This is a genomic window from Alsobacter sp. (assembly GCF_059501845.1).
The window spans coordinates 337,919-352,535 of the sequence record NZ_JCACDK010000011.1 but is presented as its reverse complement, the minus strand read 5'-3'; the positions used below and the strand labels follow the sequence as shown (position 1 = coordinate 352,535).

Genomic DNA, 14,617 nt, shown 5'->3' with positions numbered 1-14,617 from the left:
GCCATGGACGCCGCCCCGGCCACCCTGCCGCCAGGCGAGCGTACCTCCGGGAGCGGCCTCGCCGCCGCTCCCGGCTGGCTCGCCCTCGCCGCCGCGCCGACCTTCGCCGCCATGGCCGTGTGGTCGGCTTCTTCGCCGGGCTCAGGGCCACCTCTGTGCACGGGCAATACGGCCGGCTTCGACCCCGGCGGCATGCCGGCGATGTATCTGCTGATGGCGGTCTTCCACGCCTCGCCCTGGCTGAGGGCGCTGCGTCAGAGGTTGCCCTGCTCGTCCTCGCTGACCGGGTCCTCAGGGCCGTAGTAGAGCCCGGCGCACTCCTGCCGCAGGACACCGCCGGTGATGGCGATGTCGTCGCGGTAGGCATCGGCGATGAACGCGATCGTGTCGGTGTGGCGCGCCTCGAAATACATCCTGTGCACGTCCTCCCGCCCGGCCCCATAGACGACCCGGCCGACCTTGGCCCAGATCGAGGCCATGGTGCACATGCCGCAGGGCTGCAGGGTGGAGTAGAGCGTGGCGCCGCGCATCTCGCCGGCGGGGTTGTCCTCTCGCGCCGTCTGCTGTCCGGCGATCCGGAACGCGACCATCTCGGCATGGGCCGTCGGGTCGTGCAGCGTGTCGCACTCGTTGCGCGCCTCGGCGATGATCTCTCCATCGCAGACGATCACGGCGCCGATCGGGGTGCTGGCGGGGTCGCTGCCCCGCACCGTCGCGACACGGATCGCCTCGCGCATCCAGCGCTCGTCGTCGTCGGTCATTCCCTGTGGTCTCCTGGCCTGGTGGAGCATGAACCGGGCCGGAGGCCGTCTGGTTGCGTGGTCCGCCGCAGGTCGCGGCAGTATGTCCCGGGGCCGGGAAAGCAGGAGGCGTGAAGCCGGACATCTGCGGAACAAAGGGGAGATGTTCGAGATCGTGGAGATGCTCACCAAGGCCGCGCGCCGAGAGAGCGGAAGACCCCGCCGTGCCCGAAGCATCAGCGGGGCCCGGCCGTTCCGGGCGAACGATGGCGAGGTCGAACCCGTCCTCGGCCCGGCGTCAGGCGGGGATGAAGCCGCCCTCGCGGAACCGGTCGAAAGCATGGGTGAACGAATCCACCGTGCTCTCGCAGGCCAGGAAGCCGTGCTCGCGGCTCTTGGTCATCGACGCGAAGCTCTCCATGTCCCGGCCGAGGTCGAGGTCGGAGTGCCAGAACGAGGCGAAGCGGTCGAGTGGGATCTCCCGCAGTCCGTGCTTGCGCACGATCTGCTCCCAGACCGGCGCGGCACCCTTCATCTGTTCCTCGAGCGGCGTCGCGTGACCGGGATAGGGAGCGGCCTCGAGCCCGAAGTAGGCGGCAAGCTTCGGCCACAGCCACGACCAGCGGAAGACCTCGCCATTGACGATGTTGAACGCCTCGTTCCTGGCTGCCGGCGAGGTCGCCGCCCATGCCATCTGCTGGGCGATGATGCGTCCGCCGGTGACGTCGACGACGCCCTGGTATTGTTGCGGAGAGCCGGGAAACACGAAGGGACGCCCCGTCTCCTTGCAGATCGCGGCATAGGCGGCGAGCGTCGCCGCCATGTTCATCGCGTTGCCGACCGCGTAGCCGATGATGGTGTGCGGGCGGTGCACCGACCAGGAGAAGCCCTGCCGCTTCGCCGCCGCGAAGACCGCGTCCTCCTGCACATAGTAGAAGTTCGGGTAGGGAAGGCGGGGCTGCTCCTCCCGGAAAGGCGTCTCGGGCTTGCTCTTCGCATAGGCTTCGAACGGTCCGAGATAATGCTTCAGTCCCGTCGACAGCGCGACGTGGGCGACCGACTTGCCTTCGACCGCATCCAGAAGATTCTCCACCATCGCGCCGTTCACGCGGCAGTTCTCGGCCTCGGTCTCCTGGCGCGACCATGTCGTGATGAAGACGTGGGTGGGCGAGACGTCGCGAAGGGCCGCTTTCACTGACGGGGCGTCGCGCAGGTCCGCCGAGACGTTGGCGACGCCCTGCGGGAGATCGGCCCCCGTGCGAGACAGGCCGCTGACCTGCCACCCGCCTTCAGCGAGCAGATGCTCAGCCACGTGACGCCCGATGATGCCGCTCGCTCCAGCGATCAGCGCGTGCTTGGACAAGGCTTCCTCCCTCATGATTTCGCCCAGGGCCACGGCAGGGGACCCGTTGGCAAGCGCCCGAAAATCCGCCCGCGGCCATGCTGCCCGCTTGCGCGGCACCCACTAGTAGCCTGCGCGCCTGGCGAGCGCACCGGTCTTGTCAGGTGCTTTCGGAAGCAGCGAAGTTCTCATTTGAATGTCTCATTCATCCGTGAGAGGCTTTGCCCCGATGCGAACCGGAGCGGTGCGGGAGGGGATGGGTATGTCGGCTGGCGAAGCGGCGCGCCCGCAAACCTCCACGGTCGGCGTGTCCTCGACACTCCCGACGGACATGCCTGAAGCGCACGCCTCGATCCCTGTCTGGAACGCGGAGAACTGGTTCTACGAGGATTTCGAGGTCGGCCACCGCATCCGCTCGCTCCGCCGGACGATCTCCGAGGGCGAGTCGATGCAGTTCAACGCGCTCGTGCTCGACTTCCATCCCTATGTCGCCGACCAGATGTTCGCCGAGCGGGAGGGCATTTTCGGCCGGAGGCTTGTGGCCGGCGCCTTCGTTTTTTCGGCAGGGCTCGGGCTCGTCGCCACGAACTGCGTGAACGCGTTCTCCTACGGCTACGACAAGCTCCGCTTCATCCGCCCCACCTTCATCGGGGACACGATCTACACCGTGCGAACGAACCTCTCGAAGGTCCCGAAATACGAGGAGATGGGCCTGATCCGCGCGTCCTACGAGGTGTTCAAGGGCGAGGGCGAACTGGTGCTCTATTGCGAGCACCTGCAGACGGTCCGCTACCGCGACGCCGCCGCGTTCGCCGGCGAGAGGGAGGGCATCGCGTGAGCGGGGACGCGACAGCCGGGCTCCTCGAGGGGATCGTCGTCCTCGACATGAGCCAGTTCCTGTCCGGCCCCTTCACGGCCCTGCGGCTCGGCGATCTCGGCGCACGGGTGATCAAGATCGAGCGCCCGGACGGCGGCGACCTGTGCCGCAGGCTCTACTTGACGGACACGGAAATCGGAGGAGATTCGACGCTCTTCCACGCCATCAACCGCGGCAAGGAAAGCTTCTCCGCCGACTTCAAGGATCCGCGGGACCTCGAGGCCGTGCGCACGCTCGTGAAGCGCGCCGACGTCGTCATCCAGAACTTCCGGCCCGGCGTCATCGGCAGGCTCGGGCTCGACTACGACAGCCTGCGCGCCATCAATCCCGGCATCGTCTATGCGTCGATCACGGGGTATGGCGACGAGGGGCCCTGGAGGGCGCGGCCGGGGCAGGATCTGCTCGCGCAGGCCCGCTCCGGGGTGATGTGGCTCAACGGCGACGAGGAACAGGGACCGGTGCCGTTCGGCCTCGCCATCGCCGACCTGCTGGCGGGCAACGCGATCGTCCAGGGCATTCTCGCCGCGCTGGTCCGCCGCAGCCGCACGGGGCAGGGCGCCCACATCGAGACGAGCCTGCTGGAGGCGCTGGTCGACTTCCAGTTCGAGGTGCTGACGACGCACTTCAACGATGGCGGGCGCATCCCGAAGCGGTCCGGATTCCGCAACGCCCACGCCTATCTCTCGGCCCCCTATGGCGTCTACCAGACTGCCGACGGCTGGCTCGCCCTCGCCATGACGCCGCTCGACAGGCTGGCTCCGCTGCTCGACTTGCCGGAGCTGAGCGGCCTCCCGTCGAAGGCCGCCTTCACGGACAGGGACGGGCTGAAGCGCGTCATCGCTGCGCGCCTTGCCGAGCGCAGCACCCAGGACTGGCTGGCCGTGCTGGAACCAGCCGACATCTGGTGCGCGAGCGTGCTCGACTGGCCGGCGCTGCTGGAGAGCGAGGGGTTCAAGCTTCTGGACATGGTGCAGACCGTCACGCGGGAAGACGACGTCTCTATCCGCACCACACGGTCGCCGATCCGCGTCGACGGCCAGCGTGCCCGCACGCACCGGGCGGCGCCGCGCATCGGGGAGCATACCGCCGCGCTTCGCGCGGAATTCGGGCTGTAGCACGGCCGGGTGAACCGGCGATCGGGGTCCGCGTCCAGCGCGGACAGGAGGAGGAAACGAAATGGGTGTCGCAGCCGTCAAACGCATCGCCCTGGCTTCGGCCGCGGGTCTTGCACTCGCCTTTGCCGCCGGCTCCGCGCAGGCGGCCGGGCCCACCGACTCGCTGCCGCCGCAGCTCAAGGCCCTGTACGACGGCGCGCCGCAGACCGTGACCAAGTCGGCCTATGACGACTTCAAGCTGCCGCCGAAGCCCTGGAAGTGGTGTCACTCGGAATCCTACCAGGGCAATCCCTGGCGTGTGAGCGTGACCAACGAGCTGAAGCGGCTGGTCGAGGACGCGAAGAAGGCCGGGCTCGTCAGCGACTTCGAGATGTCGGATTCCAACGGCGACGCCGGGCAGCAGATCAACCAGATCCGCGCCTTCATCGACAAGAAGTGCAGCATCATCACGTCCATCCCAGGCTCTGCCACGGCCCTGAACGACGCGGTGGAGGCGGCCTACAAGGCCGGGATCCCGTTCATCACCGCGGCGGGCTCGGTGACGAGCCCCTACGCGATCAACGTCGATTCGAACTATGCCCGCTGGGGCTACGAGATGGTGAAGGCCATCGACACGGAGCTGAAAGGCACGGGCAACGTGCTGCTGGTCGAAGGCATCGCGGGCCATCCCATCGTCGTCCAGGAGCGCGAGGGTGCCGACAAGGCTCTGGCGGAGGCCAAGGGCCTGAAGGTGGTGCGCACGGTCAACGGCAACTGGACGCCGAACGTCACCAAGACGGTGATCCTGCAGGCGCTCGCCACCAATCCCGGCAAGGTCGACGCGGTGTGGACGACCGGCTCCGAGTCGCGCGTCGTCGCCGAGGCTTTCGCGCAGGCGGGCCGCCCGGCTCCGCTAATCACCGGGTCCATCACCGGCGACGCGCTCGGCTACTGGAAGAAGAACCCGGACAAGTACCGGTTCGACGGCCATGCCGTGCTGCCGGGCTGGACGGCGCAGACGCTCTACCGCGTCACCATGCGGCTCCTCGGCGGGCAGCAGCCCACGCTGAATACCCTTCTGATGCCCATTCCCACGGTGCACCAGAGCGACTTCGAGGCCTGGTACAAGCCCTGCATGACCCCCGACGCAGTGTCGGTGTTCCCGGTCCCGCCCACAGATCCGGTCCCGGAGGCGACGCTCGACGCCTACTTCGCCAAGCCGGCCGCGACACCCGCGTACGACTACGCCAGCACGCCCGACGCCTGCGCCGGGAAGTAGTCCACCCGAACCACGCAGCGCCCGCACCCACGCCGGTGCGGGCGCCCGTCCCATTGCACGGGTCCATGCTCGAGATCGCCGATCTTTCCAAGCGCTACGGCGAGACACTGGCGCTCGAGGGTGCCAGCGTCGCCTTCGAGCCGGGCTCCGTGCACACGATCCTCGGCGAGAACGGGTCGGGAAAGAGCACGCTCGTGAAGCTGCTCTCCGGGATCGTGTCGCCGGACCGGGGCGAGATCCGCCTGGACGGGCGGCCCTTCCGCGCCCGCGATCCGCGCGGCTTCATTGCCGGCGGCTTTGCGACGGTGTTCCAGGAGGTGCTCGTCGCGCCGGACCGTTCCGTTGTCGACAACGTGCTGCTCGGCCTCGACGGACTGGCCGCGTGGGCAGTGCCGCCGCGGCGGCGCAGGGCGCTCGTCGCCGATACGCTGGCCCGCTTCGCGACGACGGAGATCCCGCTCGACGCGCCGGCCGGCGAGATTCCGCTGGCGGCTCAGCAGCTCGTCGTGCTGGCTCGCGCCCTCGTGCGCAAGCCGCGGGTCCTGATCCTCGACGAGGTGACGGCGGCGCTCGACTTCGCGGACCGGGAGGCGGTGTTTGCGGCGATCGAGGAGCGCGCCCGCGACGGCGCGCTGGTCCTCTTCATCTCGCATCGCATGGACGAGGTCATGCGGCTCTCGCGCACGGTCACCGTGCTGCGCGGTGGCCGGGTGGTGGATACGCGTCCCATCGGCGCGTGCACGCCGGATGGATTGCTGGCCATGATGGCGCCTCATGCCAGGGAGCACCGGCATGGCTGAACGCGCGGCCGCCGCTCTGGCGCTTTTTCCCCGGCTCATCCTGGCCGATGTGGCGCTTGCGGCCGGTCGGGCCGCGATCTCGGAGAGCGTGATGGCCGGCGAGATCGTCGGCCTCGCCGGCCTCGACGGCCACGGGCAGGAGGCGCTGATCGAAGTGATGGCCGGCCTGCGGACGCCGACGTCCGGGCAGGTCCGCATCGGACGGTCGGACGGCACGATGCGCGACGTCGCGGGCTTCCGGCGTGCTGCACGGGACGGCATCGCCTACCTGCCGCGGGACCGCCGGGCTACAGGCCTCTTCCCGACACTGTCGATCATCGACAATTTCGCCATCGCCTCCATGGCGCGCGACAGCGCGGGCGGCCTGATCTCCCGGTCCCGGCGGCGCGAGCGCTACGAGGCCTACCGGAAGCGCCTCGGCATTGTCGCGCCGGACCCCTCGGCGCCGATCACGACCCTCTCCGGCGGCAACCAGCAGAAGGTCCTCCTGGCCCGCTGGCTGGCCCGGCATCCCGACATCCTGCTGCTCAACGACCCGACGCGCGGCGTCGACATCGCCACCCGGCAGGCGCTCTACGGCGTGTTCCGTGATCTCGCCGCCGACGGCATGGCGCTCGTGCTGCTGTCCACGGAGATCGAGGAGGTCCTGCAGCTCTGCGACCGGGTTCTCGTCTTCCGCGACCAGCAATGCGCTGCCCGCCTGGCGGGCGGGGCCATGACCGCGGACGCCGTCATTGCCGCGATGTTCGGGAGGGCGGAATGAGCACGGGTCAGGCGACGCCGGCGCGGCTTTTGGCTGGGATCATCGGGACGGCCGGGTTCGCGCCCGTGCTGCTGGTGATCCTGCTTGTCGTCAACGTGCTCCTCAACCCTGCGCGCTTCGCGCCGGGCGCCTGGGGCACGGTGATCGGCCTCGCGGCCCCGCTGGTCGGAGCCGCCATCGCGTCGACGCCGGTGGTGCTCGCGGGGCGCGGAGGCATCGACGTCTCCGTCGGGCCGCTGATGGGCTTCGTCAACGCCCTGCTGGTCAAGACGCTGATCATGGATCTGGGGATCACCTCGCCCTTCGTGCTCGTGCCCGCAGCCATCGCCATCGGCGCCTCGGTGGGCGCCTTCAACGGGTTCCTCGCCACCGTCGTCCGGATCCAGCCGATCGTGGCCACCCTCGGCACCTACCTCATCCTGACCGGGGTCACGCTGACGATGGTGCCCGCGCCGACGGGCACTGTCCCTTCCTGGATCAAGGCTCTCTCCGGGCCGCTCTCCATCCTGCCGCTTGCGGCGATGGCGTTGGCCTGGGCCGGCCTGCGGCTCGTGCCCTATCACGGCCTGCTGATGGCCACCGGCAGCGACGACCGCGCCGCCTATACGGCCGGAGTTCGGGTCGGGCGCGTGCGCTTTTTGGCTTATGTCCTCACCGGAGCCTTCGCGGGTGTCGCCGGGCTCATGCTCACCGCGCTCATCGGCTCGGCCGATCCCGCCGTGGGCCCCACCTATACGCTGCTCGCCATCTCCGCGGTGGCGCTGGGCGGGGTGAGCCTGGCTGGCGGCCGGGGCGGCATCCTGGGCGCGGCGGTCGGGGCGATCGACATCTTCCTCCTGCAGAGCGCGCTCACCTTCTTCAACGTCTCCACCTTCGTCCTGCAGATCGCGTACGGCGCGGTCCTGGTCGCCGCAGTGTCGCTGATGGCGGTGCAGGAACGCCTGTCCCGGCGCCGGAGGCCGGCATGAAAGCCCGGTTCTCATCGACCTCCATCCGCGTTGCAGGCGCCTTCGCCGTCGCGGCCCTGCTCCACCTGACGGGGACGGTTCTGATCGAGGGCTACAGCCAGCCCTTCGCCGTGCGGGCGATGCTGGTGCTCGCCTCCCTGCTTGTCGTGGCCGGCATCGGCCAGACGCTGGTCGTCATCGTGGGCGGGATCGACCTGTCGATACCCTTCGTGATCGGCTTTGCGAACGTCGTGGCGGCGCAGCTCTACGGGCAGGGCGTCGACTTCGGGGTCGTCTGCGTCATCGTCGCGGCCGGGGCGCTCGCTGTCGGCGCTGCCAACGGCGCGCTGTCGGCGGGCCTTGGGATCCATCCGCTCATCGTGACGCTCGGCATCGGCACTATTGTGCAGGGCGCCGTGCTCCTGTGGACGAAGGGGTTCCCTTCGGGATCGGCGCCGGACGCGATCTCCGAGTTCGTGTCGATCGGCGGCACCGCCGGCCCGTTGCCGGTGCCGTGGATCGTGCCCTTCACGGTGGTTCTCGTCGGCATCGTCTCGCTTGTCCTCGCGCGCACCCCGTTCGGCCGCTCGCTTTATGCGCTCGGCTCCAACCCCCGCGCGGCAGCCTTGGCCCTGGTGCGCCCCGTCGCGACATGGACGGCGGCCTTCGCGCTGTCGGCGCTGTTCGCGGGGCTCGCAGGGGTGCTGCTGCTCGGGTTCACGGGCTCGGCCTATGGCGATGTCGGCCAGCCCTATCTGTTCCAGACCATCGCTGCGGTGGTGATCGGCGGGACCGCCCTCGTCGGCGGGCGCGGTTCGCTTCTCGGGACCATGGCCGGGGCGCTGGTGCTGACCGAGATCAACACTCTTCTGATCGGGCTCGGCTTGCAGCCGTCCCTGGTGCAGGCTGCGCTGGGGCTCGTCATCGTCGTCCTGGTTTCCCTCTACGGCCGGGAGCCTCCCGTCCGCGCCACGATCTGATTTCGCTTCCGAGGAGGTCGCCATGTCCCGGATCACCTGTTTCGTCGGCTGCCTGAACCGGGAAACGCCCTACTTCCAGGGCGCGCGCGGCAAGGGCATCGCCATCGTCGCGTTCGACGACGCCACCGGCACTCTTGAGCAGGTCGGCGAGTACACCGGGGTCGACAACCCGACCTATCTGACGGTGCACCAGGGCCGGGGGCTCGTCTTCGCCACGAGCGAGGTGTTCGAGTGGAACGAGGGAGACCTCACGGCGCTGCGCTACGACCCGGCCGGAAAGCGCCTCGTCTATCTCTCCCGGCAGCCGACCCTGGGAAACATCACCGCCTATGCGAGCCTCGACCGGACGGGCCGCTTCGTGCTGGCCGCCAATTACGGCTGGGGCGACGTCGCCGAGCTGCCCGGGCAGTCGGTCGCGGTCTTCCCCATTCGCGAGGACGGGAGCATCGGACCTGCTGTCGCCAGCGCCGCGCATTCCGGCACCGGCCCGAACCCGGACCGGCAGGAGCGCCCGCATGCCCACTCCGTGCTGGTGACCCCCGACAACAGGCACGCGATCGTCGCGGATCTCGGCCTCGACCGCCTCGTCGCCTACCGGTTCGACGAGGCGACAGGGGCGCTGGCCGCCGCCGGGGGCTTCGTCATGCCGCCGGGCTCCGGGCCGCGGCACTTCTCGTTCCACCCCGGGGGACGTCTCGTCCTCGTCATCGCCGAGCTCGGCTCCCGCATCCTGTCGCTCCGGTTCGACCCGGATACGGCCGGCTTTACCCTGGCAGACGACGTTCCCGCAGTGCCGGCGGACGCGGCCGCGCACAATCATTGCGCGGACATCCACATTTCGCCGGACGGGCGCTTCGCCTACGGATCGAACCGGGGGCACGACAGCATCGTCATCTTGGCCGTGGACGAGGCCACCGGGCGGCTGACACCCGTCGGCCACCAAAAGACGGGAGGCGAGACGCCGCGCAACTTCGCGCTGTCGCCGTCGGGCCGGCACCTGCTGGTCGCCAACCAGAACTCCGATTCCATCGTCGTGTTCGCCCGCGACGAACGGACCGGGCTGCTGCACGACACGGGACACCGGCTCGCGATCGGCACGCCGATGTGCATCAAGTTTGCCTGAGGCAGCGCTGGGACGGTGCGTTACGACGCGCGACCAGCGGGTTGCAAAGCGGCCAGTCCCGCGCCCAATGCTGCGGTGACGAAGGCGTAGAGGAGGGGACCGCGCGGTCCTACCTCGTCGACCATCAGCCCGCCCAGGAGCGCTCCGGACGCGATGGCGATCTGGAATGCGACGAGAAGCAATCCGCCGGCGCTCTCGGCGTGATCGGCCGCCGCCTTGGTGACCCAGGTCTGCACGCCCACCGGAAAGGCGCCGAACGCGAACCCCCACAGGCCGGTGGCCACCATGGCTGCGGCCGGCAGGCTGCCCAGAAGGGCCATGGCCAGCGTGCTGGCGGCGATGAGGGCGGCCGACGCCACGACGGCGCGACGCTCGTTCTTTCCTGCGAGATACCCACCCGCCAGGTTTCCGAAGAAGCCACCGACGCCAAAGGCCAGCAGCGCCAGCGAAATTGCCTCGACGCGCAGCACCGGCACCTGCTCCAGGAAGGGGCGCACATAGGTGAAGGCTGAGAAGTGCCCGGACACCGCCAGGAGAACGATCGCGAGACCTGCAAAGACGCGGGGGCGGCGCAGGACCAGCCCGAACGTCGCGAAGGTTGCCCGGTCGGCGGGTGGCAGCCGCGGGATCGTCGCCAGCTGGACCACCAATGCCGTGAGGGCCAGCACGCCGGCGACGACGAAGGCGGCGCGCCACCCGAACTTGTCACCAATCCACGCGCCGACCGGCGCCGCGCAGACCGTGGCCAGGGACACGCCGGTGAAGACGATCGACATCGCCTTGGCCATCTGCGCCGGTCGTACGAGCCGGAGGGCCAGGGCCGCAGCCATCGACCAGAAGCCGCCGAGGCTGACGCCGAGCAGCACACGCGAGAACAGCAGCATCGGCAGACCGGACGCGGTGGCCGCGAGGATGTTGGAAACGACCAGGAGGCCCGTGAGCCCCCACATGACCCGGCGGCGGTCGAGCGCGGAGGTGCCCACCACGATGACCGGTCCGGCCACTGCCGCCACGACCGCGGTGGCGGTGACCGCCTGCCCGGCCATGCCATTGCTGACCGCAAGGTCGGCGGCCATCGGCGTCAGCAGGCTGGCGGGAAGGAATTCGGCCGTGACGAGGCCGAAGACGCCCAGTGCGAGCGACCAGACGGCCGGCCACGCCTCGGCCCGGCTTTCCCTGTCGTCTTCGACCTCGACGGTGGCATGGGTGTGCGACATGGACAGCTCCGGGGGTGTCGCACGCGCAGGACAGGTGCGAGTCAGCTCCTGCCCGTTATGTCGTTCGTGTGCAGATGGACCAGTCCCGCCCGTGGCCGTCACGCGACCGCGTGTACGTTGCGACGTGCGCGTAGCGTCTCTGTCACAGTGCCCTAAACCCGCGGTCGCGGGATCCAACGTCGGGCGCAAGCGTTGCGGCGGCAGACCCATGCGAGACCTGCCGATGTCGGAGCGCCCCGGACCGTCGCCCGACCAGGATGGTGGTCCCGAGCCCGAAGCGGCAAAGGGCATCGACGCCCGTCTCGATGCGGTCAACTTCCTCCTCGCCGACGTTCGCGGTGGCCTGGGCCCCTATGTCGGCGTGTTTCTCATCACCCAGGCGGGCTGGGCGCAGTCGACGCTCGGCACCGTTCTCACCGTCAGCGGCCTGATCGGCATAGCGCTCCATGCGCCGATCGGCGCCCTAATCGATGCCACACATGCCAAACGGGGCCTGCTCGTCGCCGGGATCCTCGTGCTGGGCGCAGCGTCGATAGCGATCGTGGCTCGCCCGACCATTCCGGTCGTCTTCGCCGCCGACATTGTCATGGCCGTTCTCGGGGCGGTGTTTGCTCCTGTGGTCGCGGCGCTGACGATGGGTCTTGTGTCCCGCGCGGCCCTGGCGCGCCGCTTCGGGCGCAACGCGGCTTTCGACAAGATCGGCAACGTGTTCATCGCCGGGCTCGCTGCCCTTGCCGGGAGCATCTGGGGCCAACAGGGAGTGTTCTGGCTGGCGCCGGTGCTGGCGGTGCCCGCCATCGCCGCGGTCCTTTCGATTCCGGCCCGGGCGATCGACCACCGGCGTGCCAGGGGACTGGACGGGGGCACCGACGGCAAAGGCCCGGGCGGATCGCCTGGCGAGGGGTGCCAAGGTGCATCGATGCAGCGGTCCCTGCTGGCTCCGTCCTTTCTCGTCCTCGCCGGGCTGGCCGCGACGTTCCATTTCGTCAATGCGCCTCTGCTCAACATGGTCGCCCAGAAACTCGCGCTGGCACATCCGGGCGAGGAGAGCGCCTTGACCGCCGGGGCCGTCGTGATCGCACAGGTGTCGGCCATCCCCGCGGCGCTCCTGCTCGCCCGGGCAGACATCGCGGGACGGACGCCTTTCCTGGTGATCGCTCTCGCCGCGCTGCCGTTGCGGTGCATTCTGTTCGCCGCCACCGACAACGCTTCGGTGCTCCTCGCGGGGCAGGTGCTGGACGGGTTCGGCGGAGGGCTGTTCGACGCGCTCCTGCCCTTGCTGCTGGCCGATGCCGTTCGCGGAAGCGGCCGCTACACCCTGGCGCGGGGTGTCCTCGGCACGGTTCAGGGCGTGGGCGGGTCGCTCAGCAACGTCGTTTTCGGCACGCTGGTCTCGGCGAGCGGCTACGACGCGACGTTCCTCGTCCTCGGTGCCCTCGGCTTTGCCGTTCTCACGGGAGGATCATACGCATGGATGCGGGCCAAGCCGGGGAGGGGTGATCTGCCGGACTGAGTGGCACGGGGCCCCAGCGGCCTTGCTGCCACCCAGCAGAACTGGCTCAGGCGCTGGTTTGGTGGACGGGATACGCCGGCCCGCGCTTACCCGTGAGATGGTGCCCCAAGCAGGACATTCCTATGAACCACCCAAGCCGGTGGTTAGTCTCCGTTCCGCGTGCAGCACTACCCGGTAGACTCCCTCGTGGAAAGCACGCTCGTGGGCGATAGGATCGGCACTAGCCCATAGCCACCTCCACCGTTGATCAGCCCTGTCGCCTCGCAGGGCTGATTTGCCCAATTCAGATCGGAGCGCTGGAGGGGCCGACCGTGCGTCGTGGCCGGAACCGCATGGACCTCTGTCGCCGCTCTCCAAAACCGCGTGTCCGCAGGTCATTGAGGGAGTTGAAGCTGTCGAGGGGATCAGGCTCTTTCGCTGATACGCTTACTCGCAGAACTCGACCAAGCTGGACCGGATGAGCAGTAGAGCGGGACTTTGCATGGGAGTGCTCCTTGGAAGGTGAAATGGGTGCCGACCTGCCTGTTCGGGAGGCAATATCGCGACATCTCATCATTGAGGGCACCCGCTGCTCGGTCGGCGCGAACCACGAGGACGAACTTCTCGCGCCCTACTACGCGAGGGTCGATTTCCAAGGTCGTCTCCACCGGGCTTGGGACGGCGTGAGTCGGGCCGAGGTGTGGGTGACAGTGGGTGAGGAGCGCATGACCAGCGCGGGGAGAAGCGTCGGGTCGGCCATCGTGACAAAGCCCTTCATCAGCTTCGGCATTGGCACCACGACACAGCAGTTCGACCGGCTCTGGCAGCTTGCTGTCTCGGGACACTGCCGCTCCGTCCACCTGCGTTTCAGGCCGATGGAGTGGGGCATCATCCTCTACGGCTGGTACGTCTCTTCAACCCTGCCAGAGGTGCTTTTCACATCGTCAGACCATCGAAAGAGCGATGGTCCGGCGACGAAACTGTGAAGGCAATTACGGCTTTAGGTCTAGCGTAGGCAGATGCTCGTGGCGCACCCTCGAAGGGTTCTCTCGCAGTTCCTGAACGCCTCATCACTGTACATCGTCGCAAGCTGTACGTCGCGATAAACCTCAGTTCCCGAGAAGACTTCCAATCCTGTATCTAAGACGCAGGTCGTGTCATTGAACCGAATAAAGCGCCCGTGAGCGATACGTTTGAAGTCGTTCTCTTCTACAATGTGCAGGTGAATAGATCGTATATTCTGAGCAACGCGAATTCCAGCTATCTCCTTCTCAATAGTTTGTGCGGTCTTGTCGGCGCGTGATACATACAGGTTTAGCGTATGCTTGCGCCCATCTCGCCCCAATGCTCGCAGGAACCAAGTCAGGCCGCTCTTTCCATCTCGGCGCTCCACGTGCGCCTTTGCCCCATAGCGGTCGACCACGGTGACAAACTTTGACTCTGCCGCCAAGCGTGAGAACCGCTCGTCCCAGACGGTCCCGATTGCAGTGCCCGCCTTTATGATACCCGACGAAAGCGCCTCTGCTGACTTGAACGACTCAGCCCGGTCAGCACAGTCGAAGCGACAGAGTTCCATATTACATTCCATACAGAAGGCCGCGTGTTCCTCTGCCGGAACGCCAAACACGCAAGCCTTCACCTCATCTAAGCACGCCAATTTTGCTGCATCAGACAGCCTGCGGAGGCCTTCCTGATCATGGAATACGTTATCTGCCGCATTAAGGCACAGTTCTCTAATTCTGGAGTGAGACACCGCATTCTTCCACAGGATGCGGATGTTTTGGGGGAGTTCATCCAGTGCCGAGCATAGCCCGCTCTGTCCGAAGCTAGCCTCCGGTATCATGAGAATTCCGTAACGTGCCCACTTCTCAAGAAGCCGCTCATGAATCGAGCGCTCCAAGGGGTGATCGAGACGACGGCCTACGAGAGCTTGCGGATCAACGAGGAAAGGGACCAGCATCAC

15 protein-coding genes are annotated in these 14,617 nt (G+C 67.9%); 11 read left to right on the top strand and 4 right to left on the bottom strand.

Annotated features, from left to right (window positions below; genetic code table 11):
• Window positions 1–3 precede the first annotated feature (3 nt).
• Window positions 4–303 (top strand): hypothetical protein, encoded by a 300-nt coding sequence (locus tag AC5JCN_RS09120; protein ID WP_495754718.1) that lies wholly within the window; start codon window positions 4–6, stop codon window positions 301–303.
• Here the strand turns inward: AC5JCN_RS09120 and AC5JCN_RS09115 are convergent.
• Window positions 255–761, bottom strand: coding sequence for a nucleoside deaminase (locus AC5JCN_RS09115; RefSeq protein WP_495754717.1), 507 nt, complete (start codon window positions 759–761; stop codon window positions 255–257). The genes AC5JCN_RS09120 and AC5JCN_RS09115 overlap by 49 nt on opposite strands.
• 277 nt (window positions 762–1,038) lie before the next feature.
• Window positions 1,039–2,103: an SDR family oxidoreductase gene (locus AC5JCN_RS09110; RefSeq protein ID WP_495754716.1), complete on the bottom strand. Its 1,065-nt coding sequence runs from the start codon at window positions 2,101–2,103 to the stop codon at window positions 1,039–1,041.
• 241 nt (window positions 2,104–2,344) lie between these two features.
• Between AC5JCN_RS09110 and AC5JCN_RS09105 the strand changes: the two genes are divergently transcribed.
• The 8 genes from AC5JCN_RS09105 (at window position 2,345) to AC5JCN_RS09070 (ending at window position 9,945) form a co-directional block, all read left to right on the top strand.
• Window positions 2,345–2,920, top strand: coding sequence for a MaoC family dehydratase (locus AC5JCN_RS09105; protein WP_495754955.1), 576 nt, complete (start codon window positions 2,345–2,347; stop codon window positions 2,918–2,920).
• Window positions 2,921–2,967: 47 nt separating this feature from the next.
• The gene (locus AC5JCN_RS09100) at window positions 2,968–4,074 is read left to right on the top strand and encodes a CaiB/BaiF CoA transferase family protein (RefSeq protein ID WP_495754954.1); all 1,107 of its coding nucleotides are present in this window, start codon (window positions 2,968–2,970) and stop codon (window positions 4,072–4,074) included.
• 61 nt (window positions 4,075–4,135) lie between these two features.
• Window positions 4,136–5,332, top strand: coding sequence for an ABC transporter substrate-binding protein (locus AC5JCN_RS09095; RefSeq protein ID WP_495754715.1), 1,197 nt, complete (start codon window positions 4,136–4,138; stop codon window positions 5,330–5,332).
• 65 nt (window positions 5,333–5,397) lie between these two features.
• Window positions 5,398–6,132 carry an ATP-binding cassette domain-containing protein gene (locus tag AC5JCN_RS09090; protein ID WP_495754714.1) on the top strand — a complete coding sequence of 245 codons (735 nt, stop codon included), beginning with the start codon at window positions 5,398–5,400 and terminating at the stop codon, window positions 6,130–6,132.
• Window positions 6,125–6,895, top strand: a complete 771-nt coding sequence (locus AC5JCN_RS09085; protein ID WP_495754713.1) for an ATP-binding cassette domain-containing protein — start codon at window positions 6,125–6,127, stop codon at window positions 6,893–6,895. Before AC5JCN_RS09090 ends, AC5JCN_RS09085 begins: the two co-directional genes overlap by 8 nt.
• Entirely contained in the window at window positions 6,892–7,863 is a 972-nt protein-coding gene (locus tag AC5JCN_RS09080) for an ABC transporter permease (protein ID WP_495754712.1), read from the top strand. Before AC5JCN_RS09085 ends, AC5JCN_RS09080 begins: the two co-directional genes overlap by 4 nt.
• A complete protein-coding gene (locus AC5JCN_RS09075) occupies window positions 7,860–8,822 on the top strand; it encodes an ABC transporter permease (RefSeq protein ID WP_495754711.1) in 963 nt (320 codons plus the stop codon). The genes AC5JCN_RS09080 and AC5JCN_RS09075 overlap by 4 nt, the downstream gene beginning before the upstream one ends.
• A 22-nt stretch (window positions 8,823–8,844) precedes the next feature.
• Entirely contained in the window at window positions 8,845–9,945 is a 1,101-nt protein-coding gene (locus tag AC5JCN_RS09070) for a lactonase family protein (RefSeq protein ID WP_495754710.1), read from the top strand.
• A gap of 20 nt (window positions 9,946–9,965) precedes the next feature.
• Here the strand turns inward: AC5JCN_RS09070 and AC5JCN_RS09065 are convergent, their stop codons facing one another.
• A complete protein-coding gene (locus AC5JCN_RS09065; protein ID WP_495754709.1) occupies window positions 9,966–11,162 on the bottom strand; it encodes an MFS transporter in 1,197 nt (398 codons plus the stop codon).
• A 223-nt stretch (window positions 11,163–11,385) separates the two neighbouring features.
• Between AC5JCN_RS09065 and AC5JCN_RS09060 the strand changes: the two genes are divergently transcribed.
• Both AC5JCN_RS09060 and AC5JCN_RS09055 read left to right on the top strand, forming a co-directional pair.
• Complete coding sequence (locus AC5JCN_RS09060) at window positions 11,386–12,675, top strand: MFS transporter (RefSeq protein WP_495754708.1); 1,290 nt, start codon at window positions 11,386–11,388, stop codon at window positions 12,673–12,675.
• Window positions 12,676–13,181: 506 nt separating this feature from the next.
• Window positions 13,182–13,640 carry a hypothetical protein gene (locus AC5JCN_RS09055; RefSeq protein ID WP_495754707.1) on the top strand — a complete coding sequence of 153 codons (459 nt, stop codon included), beginning with the start codon at window positions 13,182–13,184 and terminating at the stop codon, window positions 13,638–13,640.
• A 20-nt stretch (window positions 13,641–13,660) separates the two neighbouring features.
• On the opposite strand, the gene AC5JCN_RS09050 is transcribed toward AC5JCN_RS09055, so the two are convergent.
• Window positions 13,661–14,614 carry a hypothetical protein gene (locus tag AC5JCN_RS09050; protein ID WP_495754706.1) on the bottom strand — a complete coding sequence of 318 codons (954 nt, stop codon included), beginning with the start codon at window positions 14,612–14,614 and terminating at the stop codon, window positions 13,661–13,663.
• Between the last annotated feature and the right edge of the window lie 3 nt (window positions 14,615–14,617).